Source organism: Moraxella sp. 179-F 1C4 NHS (assembly GCF_045370505.1).
GTDB lineage: Bacteria > Pseudomonadota > Gammaproteobacteria > Pseudomonadales > Moraxellaceae > Faucicola > Faucicola tetraodonis.
Genome location: NZ_JBIQEC010000004.1, coordinates 17916 through 37260, shown reverse-complemented (window position 1 = coordinate 37260; position 19345 = coordinate 17916). Strand labels below are relative to the sequence as shown.

The following is a 19345-nucleotide window of genomic DNA, read 5'->3' as shown; positions in this document are numbered from 1 at the left end:
ACCCTTGATCGTGACGCATTTTTGTATGAATTCAACCGTTATCTCTGCCGCTAAAAATCGCCAAAACTCGCCTAAATTCCAGCATGACTCAAACCAACAAGGGATGTTTATCCTGAGCTTTATCTTTGTGGTGGCAGTATTGGGCGGCTTGGTGTTGCTTGGGTTATATTTGGTGCGCCAAGATAATGTCATCACCCAAAAATTTGAGGGCAAACGCTGGAACATCCCTGCAAAGGTCTACTCGCAACCATTAACGTTAACTGTGGGTAATCCCCTTAGCGATGATGAATTGGAGAATTGGTTAAACTTACTCACCTATGCCCCTGACCAAAACTATGACAATGCCGGGACTTATACCAAAAAAAATGGCGAGTACTATATTCATACACGCGAATTTAAATTTGCCGCCAACGATACTGAGCCATCGCAAATTATTAAGGTCACGCTCAAAGATAACCAAATTGAAAAATTACAAAGTACCCATCCCAATCCATCGGGCGTGGCGCGGGTTGAGCCAATTTTTATTGGCGGTATCTATCCAGACAACAATGAAGATCGCATCGTTTTAACCATCAATGACTATCCGCAGCCATTAATTGATGCGCTGGTGGCAACAGAAGACCGCAGTTTTTATCAGCATCACGGCGTGTCTATCCGCGGGATAGGACGTGCAATTTACAGCAATTTTATGGGCGGTTCACGCCAAGGCGGCTCCACCATCACCCAGCAACTGGTTAAAAACTTCTATCTCAACTCAGACCGTACTATCAAACGTAAAGCCAATGAAGCGGTGATGGCGATTTTGCTGGAAATGCATTACACCAAAAGTGAGATTTTGCAAGCCTATATGAATGAGATTAACTTAGGTCAAAATGGCAATCACTCCATTAACGGGTTTGGGCTTGCCTCGCAATTTTACTTTAACCGCCCGCTAAAAGAGCTTCGACTCGACCAAATGGCGATGCTCGTAGGGCTTGCCAAAGGTCCTACCCAGTACAATCCGCTACGCTACCCCGATGCTGCCCTAAAACGCCGTAATGTGGTGCTGAGTAATATGCTGATAACCGGTAAAATCAGCCAGCAGCAATATGATGAAGCGGTGCAACAGCCACTGAGCATTTCTTACAATCCTGTGATTGGTAAAACGCGTTTTCCAGATTATCTCGATGTGGTCAAACGAGAACTTACCCGTACCTATGATGCCAACGATCTCAAAAACGAAGGCTTAAGAATATTTACCAGTTTTGACCCCAATGTTCAAAAAACCGCTACCAGTGCGGTCATTCAAAGCGTCAATCAGTTAAAAAAAAGTAATCCCAAACAGCTCACTAATTTGCAAGCCGCCCTAGTCAGCGCCAACCCCAACAACGGTGAATTACTTGCTGTGGTGGGAAGTAGTCGTGATTTTACCGGTTTTAATCGCGCCGTCGATGCCAAACGCCAAGTTGGCTCTTTACTCAAACCGATTATTTACTTAACCGCATTTGAGCAGGGTCGTTACAATTTATCAAGTAGTGTCGATGACAGCCCGATTGTGCTAAAAATGACCGATGGTAAGACATGGACACCCAGCAATTACGGTGGCGGCAGTCATGGTATTATCCCCCTCACCAGCGCTTTAGCCAATTCCTATAACCAAGCCGCGGTGCGTGTGGGCATGGAAGTCGGTATTCCCAATTTTTTAAATCAATTGTACCGTATGGGTATCAATAGCCCATTGCCCAATTATCCATCTACCTTGCTTGGCGCGGTGAATCTATCGCCCATGGATATGTTGGGGATTTATCAAGTACTGGCAACAGGTGGCTTGCGTCATGAAATTCATACCATTCGCACGATTATTGATGACCAAGGACGAGTGGTTCAGGGCATGGAACAAAAAAATCAGCAAGCCATTAACCCCACGGCTGCCTATCTCACCAATTATGCAATGCAGCAGGTCATCAAGCAAGGTACTGCCAAAGCGGCGCTAGCGCTCGGTGACAAGCTCAATCTTGCCGGTAAAACAGGGACTACCAATGATTATCGCGATGCGTGGTTTGCAGGCTATAGTGGTAATGTGGTCAGCGTTGTTTGGGTCGGTTTAGATGACAATAAACCCACAGGTCTAAGTGGCGGTAATGGCGCTTTGCCGATGTGGATCAATTTTATGAAGCAGCAAAAGCTTACCCCGGTTAATCTCATCGCGCCAGGCAATATCGAATGGCTATGGATGGAAAACGGCAAATCACAATTATCCCATGAAAAATGTCCAAATGCCATCTATGTACCTGTTGATACCGACAATCTACCGCAAGATAGTAGTGAATGCGCGGTACAACTATACCAAAGCGAGCAAGAAGCAAGATTTGCCGCCCAGCAACAACAGGCAATGAGTGAGTTTGGACAAAGCCAACAACAGCGGTATGACAATATTGAGCGCAGACAAACCGAGGCAGATACCATTGGCAATAACCCACCTGCAGCCAATCCCTACCAAAATGAAGGTGGCTATACGGGGAATACGCAGACCAACCCCAGTACCCCTAATAACCCCAATAACGGCGGCGACCCGACCAATACCAACCAACCGCTCAATGCAGCACCGCGCTCGCAGTCTTGGTTAGAAAAATCGGTTAAAGAAATGTTTTAAGGATAACAACAGGCGAACCTTCTTATTTGTCTTTACCCTTACCGTTAGGTGTTTTGGCTTGGGCGCACCAAGCAATAACATGGGCGTTTTCATTTTTGAGTCACATCGCATTTTTGGCTGAATGCGTTTATACTACCAACCCAGCACGCTCGCCTTTTATTGTTTCATTATTTTATTTTTTCATTATTTTATTTTTTCATTATTTTATTTGTTATTTTTAAGGACTGTTTATGCCTTGGCAGCAATTACATATTCAATGCGAAAAATCGCAAGCCGAACTGGCGGAAACCTTGATGCTCGAAGCCGATGCGCTCAGTATCAGTTTAGATGATGCGGGTGACCAACCGTTATTTGAACCATTGCCAGGTGAATCGCCACTGTGGGATGATGTGATTGTGACCGGGCTATTTAATGGCGATTGTAATCTGGAAACTGTGAGTCAAGATATCGCCAATGATGTGGTGGCGACGAGAGTTTGGACCAGCCGAGTGGATGACAAAGATTGGGAACGTGAGTGGATGAAGAATTACCATCCCATTGAATGTGCCAATGGACTTTGGATTGTGCCCAAATGGATGTCACCCCCTAACCCCAATGCGATTAATATCATCATGGATCCAGGCTTGGCATTTGGCACAGGTTACCATGCAACCACCCGTCTTTGTATTGATTGGCTGACAGAACAACCTTTGCAAGATAAAGTGGTGATTGACTATGGGTGCGGCTCAGGTATTTTGGGCATTGCGGCACTTTTGCTCGGGGCAAAACAGGTGTATGCGGTCGATATTGACCCCCAAGCGGTATTAGCCACCCATCAAAATGCCGAGCGCAACAAGGTAGCCGATCAGCTTCAGGCATTTTTACCTGAGCAATTTAGTGACTATTGTAAAGAGCAGGCTATTTTGCCCGTGGACTTGATAACCGCCAATATTTTAGCCAAACCACTAATGAGCCTTGCCCCTTATTTTGCGACATTATTGAAATCTCAAGGTAGCATTGTGTTGGCAGGTCTGATTGAAAACCAAGTGGAAGATGTAAAAGCTGCCTATCAGCCTTATTTTGAGATGAATAGCGAATTTACCTTTAGCGCGCAGGAAGATAAACATTGGCATCGCCTCTCGGGTTTTCGCCGCGTGTAGAACAAGTCGCAATTCGTATAAAAAGCCTTACAAGGCGGTAAGGTTTTCTTTTCCCCGTCAAAGCCTAATAACGTAGCTAGTATCATAGCTAGCAGCATAGTGAACATAAACTCTAGGAAATTTGTTGACTTTATTTTTTATTCATCATTAAATGATTTAACACACGACATTATTAACAATCAAAGACGCAAACTAAAAATGCTAAAAGGGAAGTGATGTTGCGATGAATTTGTACAATGCCAAATGCCCAAACTGTCAACACGCATTTAAAATCAATGATGAACAGTTAGCCTTTAAAAATGGGTACGTTCGTTGTTCCTATTGCAAAACCATTTTCTCCGCCGCCGACCAGCTAGAACAACAAAAAATTACTAACAACAATTCACTGGTAAGTCCAAACCATCAGACGTCCTCGGCGCTCATTGACGATAAATCTGAGGAGATTTTATTTGACGATGAGTCAGGTATTGATGAAGCCGGCAATCTCATTGTCGATGAACCCGTTAAACCCATCTCACCCTATCCCTTGTCACAATCTCATACAAAATCAGCCTATGCTAAATCAAACAGCACCATAGATGACTTAGAGATTATAGACAATTTTGACCAACTACCCATAGCCAAAAATAGCAATCCCAAGGTATTGATTGGCGATGAGGACGCCGTTGAAGCGATAGACCTCGCCCAAGATAACGAGACGTTAGGCGATGAGCAGGCTTGGCTGCTAAGTTTAATGGCACAAGCGGATGACAACGAAGCAGCGGACGACACAGCCGGCGCCAAGCGAGGCATGGATGGGGTGTTTAACACGGATATTTTTGACCAAATTCCGATTGATACTCGTAGTGAGCAACAATCAGATTTGTTAGCCTATCAACAAAAGATTGATGAACGCTTGTCGCAACAAGTTTCCTCGCAGCAATTGGCGAATGCAAAAATTTTTAATATGAGCATTCTTTGGGGATTAGGTAGCTTACTATTAGTCTTTTTGTTAGCCGCGCAATATATTATTTTTAACATCGACACCCTAATCACTTCAAAAGCAAACGCGGCCGTGCTATCAAAAATTTGCCATAAAATCCCTGCCTGTCAATTGCCTATCGCTGATACCGAGCTTATTGATGTGCAGATGCTAGCGCTTGCCCATTCATCAAAACAAGCGGGGCAGACTGACTTGGTATTTACTCTGACCAATACCACGGATAATAATATTGTCTATCCGAGTGTTAAGGTTTCGCTGCGCAGTGGCAACACCATACTCGCGCAGACGCTACTTACCCCTACAGACTATCTAGAAGCGGGTAACAACTATTTGATGCCGCATCAAATAAAACCCGTCAAATTGCGTATTGACTTTCCAAAAACCAAAGTTCAAGCCGCTAATATTGAGCTGATTTATTAAATTTTTTTAGCTTCATTCAATTGAGCTTCTTTTTAGCTTCATTCCAATAGTGATAAAACAAGCCTCCAGTACCTATTATTTATCGCACAATTTTACATATTGTAAACAACTTAAGCTTGCTATCGCTTTCATAATTGTTTTAGTATAAGTACTAATAACTTTATTATTCGTCTTGATATTTAAGTTTTATTTAATCTGTTAACTAACGAATTATTCAATAAATTTGTCAGCAAATTTAGTTTGAGAATCTGTTATGCCCAATTCTGTTGCTTTACAAAATCGCGCCAAGTATTCCAATATGTCAGATAACCCATCTAACCCCTACACTACCCATACCCCATCGCAAACTTCTCCCAGCGCAAGCTTAGCTCACCACATTGAGCTAGTCGTGAAAGAGTACTTCGATAATTTAAAAGAACAACAGCCGACCCAGCTTTATGAGCTTATGTTGTCACAGTTTGAAAAACCGCTGATCAGTGTCGTCCTTGAACACACCCGCGGCAATCAAACCAAAACCGCAGAGATTTTAGGACTTAATCGCGGTACATTGCGTAAAAAACTCAAAACCCACCAATTGCTATAATTGATAAAAATACCCGCTTTTTTATGATAAGATATCGCCATATTTTGGGATTAATAGAGTCGGGGTATGAAAGCCAATCAGTCAGTTCGTCATAACTGACTTTTTTGTTTTTTCTGCCCCCTAGTGTTTTTTTGTCAACGAGTCGAGTCAATTATGAATCAATCTTATGCATTGCTCTCTGTTTCTGATAAATCGGGTATTGTGGATTTTGCCAAAGGTCTAATCACCCACGGTTTTCGTCTACTATCAACAGGCGGCACCTACAAACTACTCAAACAACATGACTTAGCAGTGACTGAAGTCGCAGAATACACAGGTTTTGCAGAGATGATGGATGGTCGGGTAAAAACCCTGCATCCAAAAATTCATGGCGGTATTTTAGGTCGCCGCGGCACTGATGATGCCATTATGCAAGAGCGTGGCATCGACCGCATTGACATGGTCGTTGTCAATTTATATCCATTCGCCCAAACCGTTGCCAACCCAAATGTCACCAAAGAAGACGCCATCGAAAACATTGATATTGGTGGCCCTACCATGGTGCGTGCCGCGGCAAAAAACCATGACCATGTCAGCATTGTGACAAGCCCCAACGATTATGCAGCAATCTTGGGCGAACTAACAGCAAACGGTCGCATCAGTGATACCACCCGTTTTGATTTAGCGGTAAAAGCATTTGAGCATACCGCACATTATGACGGTATGATTGCCAACTTTTTAGGCAATCGCCTGCAAAGCTTTGAATCGGCTGACCAATTCCCGCGTACCTTTAACGTACAAATGGATAAAGCGCAAGACTTACGCTATGGTGAAAACCCCCATCAACAAGCCGCTTTTTATGTCGAAAAAGCGCAGGTAAATGGTCAAAAAGAAGCCAGTATTGCCACCGCCAAACAATTACAAGGTAAAGAACTATCTTACAATAACATCGCAGATACCGATGCGGCGTTAGAATGCGTGAAATCGTTTGATATGCCTGCGTGTGTCATTGTTAAACACGCCAATCCTTGTGGTGTGGCCGTGGATGCCGATTTAACCCATGCTTATCAAAAAGCCTTTGCCACTGACCCAGAATCTGCGTTTGGCGGTATCATTGCCTTTAACCGTGAGCTGGATATCAAAACAGCAAAAGCGATTGTGGATCAGCAATTTGTTGAAGTCATTATCGCCCCAAGCATTGCCGATGGTGTACTCGATGTCACATCTGCCAAGAAAAATGTGCGCGTGTTAGTCTGCGGTCAATTACCAAACCCAAGTGAGCGCCAAGCCCAGTTTGATTTCAAACGCGTCACCGGTGGTTTATTGGTGCAAGCGCAAGATTTGGGCTTAATTACTTTAGATGATTTAAAAGTGGTGACAAAAGTACAACCGACTCAGCAACAATTCGATGATTTGCTGTTTACTTGGCAAGTCGCTAAATATGTGAAATCCAACGCAATTGTGTATGCCAAAGATGGGCGTACCATTGGAGTAGGCGCAGGGCAAATGAGCCGTGTCAACTCAGCCCGTATTGCCGCGATTAAAGCTGAGCACGCTGGTCTATCGCCTGTGGGTGCGGTGATGGCATCAGATGCCTTCTTCCCGTTCCGTGATGGTATTGACAATGCCGCAGCGGTGGGGATTAAGGCGATTATCCAGCCCGGCGGCTCCATGCGCGATGACGAAACCATCGCTGCAGCCGATGAACATGGCATTGCGATGGTGTTCACCGGTATGCGTCATTTTAGACATTAATTTTTGTTAGGCATAAAAAAGGCGAAACTGACCAGGTTTCGCCTTTTTTAATTGATAATTTTTTTCTTTTTATAGCTCAGCTTAGGTTTAGATTTTGGCTAAGGTTTGACAAATATCGAGCATTCGATTGGCATAGCCCCATTCATTATCATACCAAGCAAACACTTTAAACTGCCGCCCCACACTCATGGTCTGTAAGCTATCAATCACCAATGAATGCGCATCATGGATAAAGTCACTGGACACCAATGGCTCATCACTATAATCCATGATACCCAATAAATCTTGTTCACTGGCATGTTTTAACAGCTGATTGATAGCGGTGACATCCGTGGCTTTGTCAAAGGTAAATGTCACATCAATTGCCGCGACATCCATGGTCGGTACGCGGATTGAATACCCATTCACCTTGCCTGCCATATGCGGCATCACCCGATTGACCGCAGCGATACTACTTGATGTGGTTGGGATAATGTTATGCCCAGAAGCCCGTGCACGGCGCAAATCACGGTGCACTTGGTCAAGCACAGTTTGGTCAGCAGTTACTGCATGGATTTCGGTCATCATCGCTGATTCGATGCCATAGGCATGATGCAATACATATAGTAAAGGCACGAGCGCTTGGGTGGTACACGACACACTGGATAAAATCTTTTTATCACGGCTAAGCTCATGGTCATTGACGCCCACTACAATACTGGCATCCACATGATCAAACGGGGCAGCCCCAATCATCACCTGCTTGGCGCCCGCGATAATATGCTGTGACGCCTGTTCATAGCTGCGAAAATGACCCGTGCTCTCAAGTACCATGTCGATGCCCAGTTTTTCCCAAGGTAATTTGGTGGCAATGGGCTGCTGTATCAATGCAATTTTTTGCCGAAATTCTCCTTGGCTTAATAGCAAAAAATGCTGTTGTTTTTCACCCAAATCCAGCGTCTTTAATTCAATATGGATATCACTGACCGCCGATAATCGACCGTGGGTACTGTCATATTTGAGTAAATGTAGCAGGGTTGCTGGCTCAGCAATATCATTGATGGCGACGATATTTAACGGCTGCAATTGTAAAGGATTTTGACAAAACCGTTCGATATAAGCACGTAGCACGTTGCGCCCAATACGACCAAAGCCATTAATAGCGATGTTAAAAGGTTTGATGGTAGAAGCATTCAATCAGGGATATTCCTTACTAAACAAGCGCTCAATTGCCCTGCGGTTTTAAAAACAACAAGGCAAGTTTCACATCATTATAAGAATAGGCGTTTCTTAACTCTTCGACAATCGCGCGAATTTTGATTTTGCCATCGTTATCTTTATCGCGTTTGTCATCCCGTTTAGCTATTTTTTGATACGCCTTATCAATCGGCTGTAGCCATTCGTCATCAGGGCGTAGATGCGCGATGTTGGCGCGGGGAAAATGCTCAGCAATTTTCTCGATATGCCCCATTACGGTTGATTGGGCGAGATTACGGGCTTGCGCAATTTCTGCGATGGTCAAACTTTCATCCAGCAGCGCTTTGGTTTCCAGCACCGTGGGAGTAATGACGCCTGTCGCATCATCTGCCAAAGATTGCAGCTGCTGTACAGCATGGCGACGTTTTTCCATCAGTTTTTGCTGTTGTTTGGCGCGATTTTCATACGCAGCGATTTTTTCTTTATCCAGCGTACCCCGGCATCGAATGATAAATTCACGATGAAGGTCATTGAGCTGTTTTTTACTGCGTGTCAAAAATTCACATTCTTGCTCTGCACTGATCGCTTGAAATCGCTGATCGGCGCCGCGCGCTAGGGGATCAAGCTGTAGGCTTAATTCATTGACACCCAGTAATTGTAGTCCAGATAGCTGCTTTAACCGTGATAAAGCCACATAGCCCTGCCCTTTTTCAAAGGTTTTGGACAAATCCACTTCTGCCGCATCTAGCGTCATGCCTTGGCTTTTGTGAATGGTAATCGCCCACGCCAGCGTCAAGGGGATATGGTAATAGGCAGCCAGTATTTCGCCGTCTTCATCATCAATACGCCATGAATCATATTCGGCGATGACTTTGCGGCCGTCATTGAGCTCAACCAAGGGATAAAGTAACTCCGATAATTTGTCATCAGCCGTGTCTGTCGCGGCGGTGTCATCCTCATCCCTATCCTCATCCCTGTGGTGAGTTTGTTGTGATTGACCGCCATTGACTTCATCCAGCAAGTCTGCCATATCGGCTTGTTGTTCTTGTTCGATGGCATCTAGCAAGGCAGTTGCATCTGCTGCCAGCGCTTGTTCATCAAGCGGCTCAGATAGGTTTTTTGATGGGCTGTTTGTTGATGGGCTATCGTTTGTTTGTTTATTTGGTTGTTTAAGAGTAGTGGCAACAAAATCAACTACTTTGCCCATGGTGCCATTTGAGACATTAAGCTCGGCGTTGTTTTTGATGAACATCACTTTTGCGCCAAGTTTGAGTACGAGCTCTGGGGTATTGCGTACGGATTTTTTTAGCGTTTCTACGAGCTTTTCATCACCTTCTCCCCACGCGCCAAAAGTATGCGCCGCTGTGGTAAGTTTGCCAAGTTCCTGCTCATTGATGGCTTGCACGTTGACATTGTGGGTAAACAGTCGGGTACGGTTGTCGGCTAGCACATGCTCAGCCGTGGCGGTCAAAGCAGGCATGATATGGGGGGTAAACTGCTGGCTACGAATTTGATTTAAAATCGCATTTAAATCCAAGCCATAATAGGTGTTGCCTGCCACCGCAGTTTTGTCAGTTGTTTGACGGTGCTGCTCGGATAAGTAGCAAATTTGAAAATCTGCATCTAGCCAAGCTTGCGCCATAAAGGCAAATTTATCACGGTTGCTCTCATGGGGCTCACCAATCGGCGGCAACTGAAAAAAATCCCCGGCAACCAATAGCTGTATCCCACCAAATGGCAATGTGTTTTCTTTGATGGCTTGTAGCACTTGGTTAATCAGCTCAAATTGCTGTCGATGCAGCATTGAGATTTCATCAATCACCAATACTTTGGTGCGCTCAATGCGCTCCACAACCACCGTGCGTTTTTTGATGCGGGCGATGTCTTTGGCGGTTAGCTCGTTACTGATACCGATGCCCGCCCAGCTGTGAATGGTCATGCCGTTCATGTGGGTGGCAGCAATACCTGTGCTTGCCGTCACCGCGACCGCCACATCCCTTGCGCGCAGATAATGCAAATACTGATTGATGGTATAGGTCTTGCCCGCCCCTGCTGAGCCTGTTAAAAACACATTTTTACCAGTTTTAAGGATATCAAGGGCGGTGGCTTGTTTCATTGGTTATAAAGAGCTTTTGTAGATAAAAAGAAGGGATTAAAAAAGCGAGTTAAAAATGAGCCTACTATAAAGGCAAAGCCGAGTAAAGGCAATGATTGACAGCACCAAAATACGCCATCAGACGCTTTATGGGTTAGTCAATCATGGTTTTGATTTGCTTGAGACTTAAATAACCAATATGCAGCGCATCGTCAGGTAGCTGATTTTTTTCATGCTCGGTTAATGGCTGAATGGTTAATGCTACGTCTTTTGGCAGTAAATCAGCCACACAGTGAATATCATCCAAGTCTAGTTGATGCTTATCATCTACATGACTGGTTGCCACGCCACTTTTGGCGGTATCGACATTATCAAATGTATAGTCTTGATAAAATGCCGTTTTTTTAACTTGCGCCGTTGCTTTACCTAGCGTCTCGGCTACCACAAGTGTTTTATAATGAAATTCTTCAAATTGACCCGGCAGATACCCGCCTAAATTGACAAAATAAAGTTGTTTGCCCTGACTATCTAATTTGTTATCTACCCTATCATCTGCAAGTATGTTATCTGCAAGCGCGTTATCTTTTGACAATCCATCTTTCGACAACAAAATTTGATAATCACCCACCCGCTTCACTTCTCGCCATGCGTCTAAGTGCCAGTTGTTTTTGACTGCCGGCCAGTGCTGATTGACAGACTCAATTGTTTCACTTAGGCTATTTGCAATCACAAACATCACGTCATGCTGTTCAATCAGTCGTCCTTGGGGACGCGCCCCGATTTTTAACATAAATAGTTTCATAGTTATACGCCCAAATGTGTCGCCATTAAAAATTAAAAACCTGCGAACCAACATAATAGGTTTTCGTCACAGGTTTTTATCACCACAGGTTTTTATTATTTTATCTTACGGTTATTTTTTGACCATCGGCATTTTAGCGCTTTCTAACTTTGCCAAGGCATCTGGTAGTTTATCAATCGCTGTCGCTACCACCGCTTGTGCCGCTTGCGAGATGCCTAGCTTTTGCGCAATGGTCGGTTTTTGGCGAGATTGAATGGCATACAATTCGCTATCTGTCATCTTCTCTAAGATATAACTGTCCGATGTTTGCAGGGCATCGACCAAATTGCGCGTTATCGCATCTTCACCGTACCAATGCTCACCGGTTGCCACTTGTTCAACATCCAAACTTGGACGGTATTTACGCACAAAGTCTTTAAACAGTTTGTGCGTTTCTTCCAGCTCTTGTTGGAATTTTTGTTTGTCTTCTTCGGTATTTTCACCAAAAACGGTTACCGTGCGTTTGTATTTACCTGCGGTAAATACTTCGACATCGATGTCATGTTTTTCTAATAAATCATGAAAATTAGGCACTTGTGCCACCACACCAATCGAGCCAACCACCGCAAATGGCGCCGCCAAAATTTTATCAGCCACACACGCCATCATATAGCCACCACTGGCGGCGACTTTATCAATACAGACCGTTAAGTGTAGCCCTGCTTCTTTTATACGTGCCAACTGCGCTGCCGCTAGACCATACGCGTGTACCATGCCACCTGAGGATTCAAGGCGCACAATGACTTCATCTTCAGCTTGCGCGACCGTCAATAGCGTGCTGATTTCTTCACGCAGTTGCTGTACTTCAGTGGCTTTGATATCGCCATGAAAATCCAGCACAAAACAATTTTTGTTGGCGACTTTATTTTTAAACAGACCAAATTTTGAGGTTTTTTTGGTATTGTCTTTTTTCGTCAAGTCTGTCAATGCGCGGCTGATGAGTGATGTTAACCCTTTATCATTCACCATTTGCAATTGTAATTGTTGTTTGCGCTGGGCTTTGACTTTATTTAAATGGGTGACTTTCATTTCAACCGGATGTTTGGCATTTTGAAATAGCATAATAACTCTCTAATTAAGTAAGGAAAAAATTCACACAATGGGTTTTATATAGCGTTTATTTTGCTGTTTTCAATCGCTTATCCACACAATATTCGCGAAATTTCTGTGACAGACATGGCTAGTAGATATGCATGATAAACCGTGTTTCATATTGTGAAATTTGAGTAAACAAGGCATAATATTCGTTTATAAAAATTTTTGCTACTTCTTACATTACGAAAAATATTGGGATTGCTTCATTATGATGCGTACACACTATTGCGGGCTTGTCACCGAAAACTTAAACGATCAAACCATCACTATTTGCGGTTGGGTGCATCGTCGCCGTGACCACGGTGGGGTTATTTTCTTGGATATGCGTGACCGTGAAGGCCTGCTGCAAGTGGTCATCGACCCAGATACCCCAGAAGCATTTGCTACAGCAGATAGCGCGCGTTCTGAATATTTGCTCAAAATCACCGGTCGTGTGCGTCAGCGTTATGCCGGTACTGAAAACAAAAACATGACCAGCGGTCAAGTAGAGTTATTGGCCAAAGACATCGAAACAATCGCCACTTCTGAGACACCGCCATTCCCCCTCAATGATGAGTTTACCAACGTTTCTGAAGAACTGCGCCTAAAATATCGCTTTTTGGACATGCGCCGTCCAGAAATGCAAGCGCGTATGAAGTTTCGTGCCAAAGCCACTTCGACCATTCGCCGTTACCTAGATGACCAAGGTTTCTTGGATGTAGAAACCCCCATCTTGACCCGTGCCACCCCAGAAGGTGCGCGTGATTATTTGGTACCTAGCCGCGTGTCAAAAGGTGAGTTTTACGCATTGCCACAGTCGCCTCAGCTATTTAAACAGCTGCTGATGGTAGCAGGTTTTGACCGTTATTATCAAATCGCGAAATGTTTTCGTGATGAAGACTTACGTGCTGACCGCCAGCCAGAATTTACCCAAATCGATATCGAAACTTCATTCTTAAGTGATGAAGATATCATGAACATTGCCGAAGGGTTAACAAAAGACTTGTTCAAAACCATGATGAACATTGAATTTGATACCTTCCCGCGTATGACCTACGCTGAAGCCATGCGTGATTATGCGTCTGATAAGCCAGACTTGCGTATTCCTATGAAGTTAATTGACGTGGCTGATATCATGCAGTCTGTGGAATTTAAAGTATTCTCAGCCCCTGCCCAAGACCCAAAAGGTCGTGTGGTGGCGCTTCGTGTGCCAAACGGTAGCGACCTGACCCGTAAACAAATCGACGAGTATACTAAATTTGTCGGCATTTATGGCGCAAAAGGTTTGGCTTATATCAAAGTCAACGATGTGAGCAACATCAACAACGGTGTCGATAAAGAATCAGGTCTGCAATCACCGATTATCAAAAACATGACCGATGAAGTATTAATCGAGCTGATTAAACGTACTGAGGCGCAAACCGGTGATATCATCTTCTTTGGCGCGGATAAAGCCAAAGTCGTCAATGATGCCATGGGTGCGCTGCGTGTCAAATTGGGTCTAGACCTAAATATGCTGACCTGTGAGTGGGCGCCGCTTTGGGTGGTGGATTTCCCGATGTTTGAAGAAACCGACAGTGGTGATGGGCTGGGGGGTAAATGGACGTCGGTTCACCATCCCTTCACCAAGCCAAAAGGCACGGTTGAAGCGATGAAAAACAACCCAGAAACCGCACTGTCTATCGCTTATGACATGGTATTAAACGGTACTGAAATCGGTGGTGGTTCACTGCGTATCAATACTTTGGATATGCAAAAAGCGGTATTTGAAGCATTGGGTATTTCTGAAGCCGAAGCCGAAGAGAAATTCTCATTCTTACTTAACGCGCTAAAATACGGTGCGCCACCGCACGGTGGTTTGGCATTCGGTCTTGACCGGTTAATTATGCTAATGACAGGCTCACAATCGATTCGAGACGTCATCGCCTTCCCAAAAACCAAAACGGCTGAATGTCCGCTGACTGATGCCCCTGCACCCGTGGATGGCAAACAACTGCGTGAATTGGGTATCCGTATACGCGAAAAAGACAGTAAAGCGCCACAATCTTAATCAAGGTCACACCTTTAATTAGATGAATGCCTTTACTCTTCTTAAATATGTGCCAATGTGGATGCTGTATCTATTGGCACATATCGCAAGCTTTATCATTTCACTTCGTCGTGACAAAAGTATCATGAAAACGGTAGATACTAACTTACGACTTGTCTATCCTGAACTCACCGAATTCCAGCGTGACCAGCTTGCCAGAGCCTGTATTGCCAATCAAAGCAAAAATATGGTGGAATCGGCTAGAAGCTGGGCGATGCCACCTGCGTGGTCGGTCAAACAAATCCATACCGTGCATCATCAACAAGTTTTGATGCAAGGCTTACAAAACCCCAATGGCATGCTTGCAATTGTGCCGCATTTGGGAACATGGGAAATCATGAATGCGTGGCTCAACCAGTTTGGTGCACCCACCATCATGTATAAACCTGTGAAAGGTCAACAAGCCAATCAGTTTGTGCTGCAAGGGCGTCAGCGGCTGAATGCAACTTTGGTACCAACCGATGCGACTGGGGTCAAAGCGATTTTTAAAACCTTAAAAGCAGGCGGTTTTAGTATCATATTGCCCGATCATGTCCCTGACCCATCTGGCGGTGAAGTGGTGCCGTTTTTTGGTATTCCGACCTTGACCAGTACTCTTGCTAGCAAATTAGCCAGTAAAACCAAATGTAGCTTGGTAGGTTTGACCTGTGTACGCCGTGACGATGGACAAGGTTTTGATATTTATTGTGATGAGCTAACTGACCCCGCCTTGTATGACAAAAACATGGTGACAGCGACAACCGCGATGAACCACGCCATCGAGCGGATGATTGATCGTTTCCCCAGTCAATACATGTGGGGCTATAAGCGCTTTAAACGTGTGCCAGGATTTCCAGTTATTTATAATGCCGAGCCATCCATCGCAGTAGCGGTTCGCCAGCGTTATCCAAAACTTGGCAATCATGATATTATCAATTCACTTACTTAATATGATAATCATTTACTTATGACTTTACCAAATTATACTTCAGCGCCTGCTTTGCCCGATGAAAACCGTTACATTATTTGTATGAAATGGGGCACCAAATACGGTGCTGAGTACGTTAATCGCCTGTACAATATGGTTAACAGACATTTAACGTTGCCCTTTCAAATGGTATGTTTGACCGATGATAGCACAGGGATAGATGCCAACGTCAAATGCTACCCAATTCCTGAGCTCAATTTACCCAGTAATATCCCTGAACGTGGCTGGAAAAAACTGACCACCTTTAGCCCTGAATTATACGATTTGAAAGGCACGGCGTTATTTTTGGATATTGATATTGTGATTGTCGATAATATTGATTGCTTTTTTACGTATCAAGCGCAGCACGATGACAGTGTGGTGATTATCCGTGATTGGAAAAAACCGTGGCGCATGGTGGGTAATTCATCGGTGTATCGCTTTAAAGTCGGACAAAACACCTACCCAAATTTATTGTCTAACTTTGAGCAAAATTTTGACACGATTCGTAGCCAAGTGCGCCATGAGCAAGCTTATCTATCCAATTATTTGCGTGAGCATCATCACCTAGAATATTGGGATGCGTCTTGGTGCGTGAGCTTTAAATACCAATGTGTGCAGCCATTTCCCTTAAGTTTTGTCAAACCGCCGATTTTGCCTAAAGGGGCAAAAATGGTAATTTTTCATGGGGAAGTGAATCCACCTGATGCCATCATGGGTAAAAGCGGTAAATGGTATCGTAAGGTATTACCAACTGACTGGATTAGGGATTATTGGCGATAACTCAACCTTTGATAGTTAAGCCTTAAATAGTTAATGGATAATTGAGCATCGAATAATTAAACTTAGAAGAAATTTAACATAAGCTTGCGGTTTTAGGAATAATAAAAAATGGCAAACTGGTATCGTAAGTTTATTTTATTATTTAAAAGCGAAAAACGCCTTGGGGCGAATCAAATTATTGACTACTATGTCGGGCAAAATATTGAGGCAATGAAAAGTCGCATGATTGATAGTAGTGATACTTGTTCTATCATTGACACGATTATTCAAGCCCACCCTCATTTATTAGATGATACCCAAGTGGATGAGCCGATAAACCCGCTTAAGGACTATGAGCCACGGCGTATTCGCAATTTATACACGCATTTAACCACGTTGCAACGCGAGTTTATAGGACAATCTGAACTTAGTTTTTACCATGCGATACTGATTGTATTATTACGCCGTCGATTTCAACCTGAAAAAACTTTTCAAACTTTTACCCATCTTTGGCAAACGCAGACTGACTATTTGATGGATAATTTAAGTTTACGGTGGATTGCCTCCGCCTGCGATACCTTTATTGATTTTGATCCAACGCCGACTAGAAAGGCAATATTACTCAATATTATTACTTTGATTAATACGGTAAAAGTCTACGAAACCCAGCAATATCTCTATCGTTCATCTACCAGCCTAGATGAGGAAAAATCCGCTATTTTATACGCCCATCATAAACCGCTGTATGCTGGTTTGACCTATTTTAGGCTAGGTAAGGACGATACACTAAAACATATGCGTGAGCGGTATCAGCATTTTTACGCTGAAGACCCTTTTTCTACCACACTCTTACTCAAGGTGTTTGCTAGATTGCATGACCAACCTAGCGCATTCACCACATTAAAACAACTACATAAGGATGAAAAATCAGCATGGTGGTAGCCAATCATTCTTTGATATTTACCCAATCTACTCAGACAATCGCCCTACGTATTGTCAATCCTGCATTTGTGCTACCAAAAGTATCTGATACGACGGTACATATTTTGGCGTCAGGACCGAGCATCCAAACTAATGCCATTGACCTGCTTGGTTGTGAGTCGGTTATATTTGTAAATGGCAGTATTAGCCTGACCGAACACTATAAATTTGACAAAATTGTGGCTTATGTCATCACCGACCCACGCTTTATTAAGCATAACTGTAGCATTCCACTGCAGTATTATCGGGGAGGTTATCCACTTTATATCAGTGCTTTAGTGGCAGAACAACTATGGCAAGATGCGCCCGATTTTTTAGTTCAATATGCCGACCATATCTATATCATCTATCCAGTCGATAGACCGATTGATGATAGTTTGATTGCCCTTCAGCAAACTAGCCTTTTAGGCAAAATAGCTGTCACACTCAATAAACGTACCCGACTAAAACACCTAAAACATAGCCCTTATCATACTATTAACAAAAAAATTGGGGTGTCCTGGGATATTCGTTACGGCTTTGTTGAAGGGGGAACGGTAGCGTTGGTGGCGTTACAGCTTGCCTATTCTCTAGGATTTCAAGTGATACATCTGTATGGCATTGATTTAATCAATAGCCAGCAGCCACGGTTTTATGAAAACCAAGACAATGCTGCCCCGACCAAACTTGATAAGGCTATCACCCACCGTATCGTACCGTCGTTTGATTGGGTAGCCCACAACTATCAGCAAAAAGGCGTGCAAATTTATAACCACTCGCCCATCTCTAAGGATTTGTTTACATTTATTCCGTATCGAGCAGATTAGAGGTCACGAATCGCTCAATGTATTGGTTAGCGATATTTTTGGGTAAAAATCGCTCATCAAACGGCACGGCAAACGCCGATGGATTTGCCATTGCTTGTTCTAATAATTGGGCTAAGGCGTCAATATCATCGACAGGGACAAGATTTTGTCTTGGTAACAACTCACTAGGACCATACGGACAGTCGGTGCTTATCACAGGCGTATCCACGGCTAATGCTTCGGCAATCACTCGCCCAAAGCCCTCAAATCGAGAACTTAATACTAAGCATTTAGCGTGTTTGATATACGGATAGGGGTTAGATTTAAAGCCAGTAAATACCACCTTTTCGCTAATGCCTAAATCAACCGCAAGCTGTTTGGTTTCTGCCATCAGCTTGCCTTGACCCACCAAATACAGCGGATAGCGTTGAGAGGTTTTGGCATAGGCTTTTAGCAGAATATCATGGGCTTTTTGGTACTTGAAGCTACCCACATGCACAATAAATTCCGCAATCTCTAGCGGGTATGCCTCTGCCATTGCCTCAATAAGTTTGTTATCAATCGGGTTATAAATCGTGGTAATATTCGTCAGCCCTAAGGTCGCCTTAAAATCCACCGCCACTCCTTCACTAATCGCCACACAAGGCTGCGCATGATAGGTCATCTTTAGCTGCGCTATGTCCATAGGCTTATTGCGAGCTTGGGCTAGTTTCAGTTCTTGAGAAAGGGTATTACGAATCACATGAATGACATTGGGTAATTGGCTATAGCTTAACACCTTGTCTGCCCGTTCCAAATTTGCAATCGTCAAACATGGCTGACCAATATGTGTTAAAACATAGTTATCTAAATGTTTGGCAAATTGTTGGTAACGTAGCCTATCACTGAGGATTAATTTAAACCACTTAAAGTTGACAATATGAAAATTAATATGTGGACTAAGCTCATATTCTGTCGTGGCTTTAAATCGGATGACATGGACTTTATAGCCCAGTTGATAAAAGCCTTCCGCGAGCGTCAATACTGACTTTTCTGCCCCGCCCCCCTGCAAGCAGTTGATAACCAACACAATGATATTTGAGGGGTTGCAGCTCACAAGTGGCTCC

The 19345-nt window shown here is 43.8% G+C and carries 15 protein-coding genes; 10 read left to right on the top strand and 5 right to left on the bottom strand.

Annotated elements, in window-relative coordinates; translation table 11 throughout:
- The first annotated feature begins 25 nt into the window (after positions 1-25).
- From mrcB to purH, 5 genes are all read left to right on the top strand, one after another.
- On the top strand, positions 26-2632 hold the full coding sequence (gene mrcB / locus ACH0AB_RS02840; RefSeq protein ID WP_406877090.1) for a penicillin-binding protein 1B: 2607 nt from the start codon (positions 26-28) through the stop codon (positions 2630-2632).
- Between the two features lie 230 nt (positions 2633-2862).
- Entirely contained in the window at positions 2863-3771 is a 909-nt protein-coding gene (gene prmA / locus ACH0AB_RS02835) for a 50S ribosomal protein L11 methyltransferase (RefSeq protein ID WP_406877089.1), read from the top strand.
- Between the two features lie 223 nt (positions 3772-3994).
- Positions 3995-5173, top strand: coding sequence for a DUF3426 domain-containing protein (locus ACH0AB_RS02830; RefSeq protein WP_406877088.1), 1179 nt, complete (start codon positions 3995-3997; stop codon positions 5171-5173).
- A 253-nt stretch (positions 5174-5426) separates the two neighbouring features.
- Positions 5427-5756: a helix-turn-helix domain-containing protein gene (locus tag ACH0AB_RS02825; protein ID WP_404935879.1), complete on the top strand. Its 330-nt coding sequence runs from the start codon at positions 5427-5429 to the stop codon at positions 5754-5756.
- Between the two features lie 153 nt (positions 5757-5909).
- Entirely contained in the window at positions 5910-7490 is a 1581-nt protein-coding gene (gene purH, locus ACH0AB_RS02820) for a bifunctional phosphoribosylaminoimidazolecarboxamide formyltransferase/IMP cyclohydrolase (protein ID WP_406877087.1), read from the top strand.
- Between the two features lie 87 nt (positions 7491-7577).
- On the opposite strand, the gene ACH0AB_RS02815 is transcribed toward purH, so the two are convergent.
- From ACH0AB_RS02815 to sohB, 4 genes are all read right to left on the bottom strand, one after another.
- A complete protein-coding gene (locus ACH0AB_RS02815) occupies positions 7578-8666 on the bottom strand; it encodes a type I glyceraldehyde-3-phosphate dehydrogenase (protein WP_406877086.1) in 1089 nt (362 codons plus the stop codon).
- A 28-nt stretch (positions 8667-8694) separates the two neighbouring features.
- Positions 8695-10782 carry an AAA family ATPase gene (locus tag ACH0AB_RS02810; protein ID WP_406877085.1) on the bottom strand — a complete coding sequence of 696 codons (2088 nt, stop codon included), beginning with the start codon at positions 10780-10782 and terminating at the stop codon, positions 8695-8697.
- 133 nt (positions 10783-10915) lie between these two features.
- Entirely contained in the window at positions 10916-11563 is a 648-nt protein-coding gene (locus tag ACH0AB_RS02805) for a DUF1543 domain-containing protein (RefSeq protein ID WP_406877084.1), read from the bottom strand.
- Positions 11564-11674: 111 nt separating this feature from the next.
- On the bottom strand, positions 11675-12664 hold the full coding sequence (sohB, locus tag ACH0AB_RS02800) for a protease SohB (protein WP_406877083.1): 990 nt from the start codon (positions 12662-12664) through the stop codon (positions 11675-11677).
- A gap of 241 nt (positions 12665-12905) precedes the next feature.
- Here sohB and aspS point away from each other — a divergent pair, with 241 nt between their 5' ends.
- The 5 genes from aspS (at position 12906) to ACH0AB_RS02775 (ending at position 18260) form a co-directional block, all read left to right on the top strand.
- Entirely contained in the window at positions 12906-14726 is a 1821-nt protein-coding gene (gene aspS, locus ACH0AB_RS02795) for an aspartate--tRNA ligase (RefSeq protein ID WP_406877082.1), read from the top strand.
- A gap of 22 nt (positions 14727-14748) precedes the next feature.
- Positions 14749-15693, top strand: a complete 945-nt coding sequence (locus ACH0AB_RS02790) for a lysophospholipid acyltransferase family protein (protein ID WP_406877081.1) — start codon at positions 14749-14751, stop codon at positions 15691-15693.
- Positions 15694-15711: 18 nt separating this feature from the next.
- Complete coding sequence (locus tag ACH0AB_RS02785; protein WP_406877080.1) at positions 15712-16494, top strand: glycosyltransferase; 783 nt, start codon at positions 15712-15714, stop codon at positions 16492-16494.
- Positions 16495-16602: 108 nt separating this feature from the next.
- The gene (locus ACH0AB_RS02780; protein WP_406877079.1) at positions 16603-17415 is read left to right on the top strand and encodes a hypothetical protein; all 813 of its coding nucleotides are present in this window, start codon (positions 16603-16605) and stop codon (positions 17413-17415) included.
- The gene (locus ACH0AB_RS02775) at positions 17406-18260 is read left to right on the top strand and encodes a hypothetical protein (protein ID WP_406877077.1); all 855 of its coding nucleotides are present in this window, start codon (positions 17406-17408) and stop codon (positions 18258-18260) included. Before ACH0AB_RS02780 ends, ACH0AB_RS02775 begins: the two co-directional genes overlap by 10 nt.
- Here the strand turns inward: ACH0AB_RS02775 and ACH0AB_RS02770 are convergent.
- On the bottom strand, positions 18238-19335 hold the full coding sequence (locus tag ACH0AB_RS02770; protein ID WP_406877076.1) for a glycosyltransferase: 1098 nt from the start codon (positions 19333-19335) through the stop codon (positions 18238-18240). The two genes, ACH0AB_RS02775 and ACH0AB_RS02770, sit on opposite strands and share 23 nt — an antisense overlap.
- Between the last annotated feature and the right edge of the window lie 10 nt (positions 19336-19345).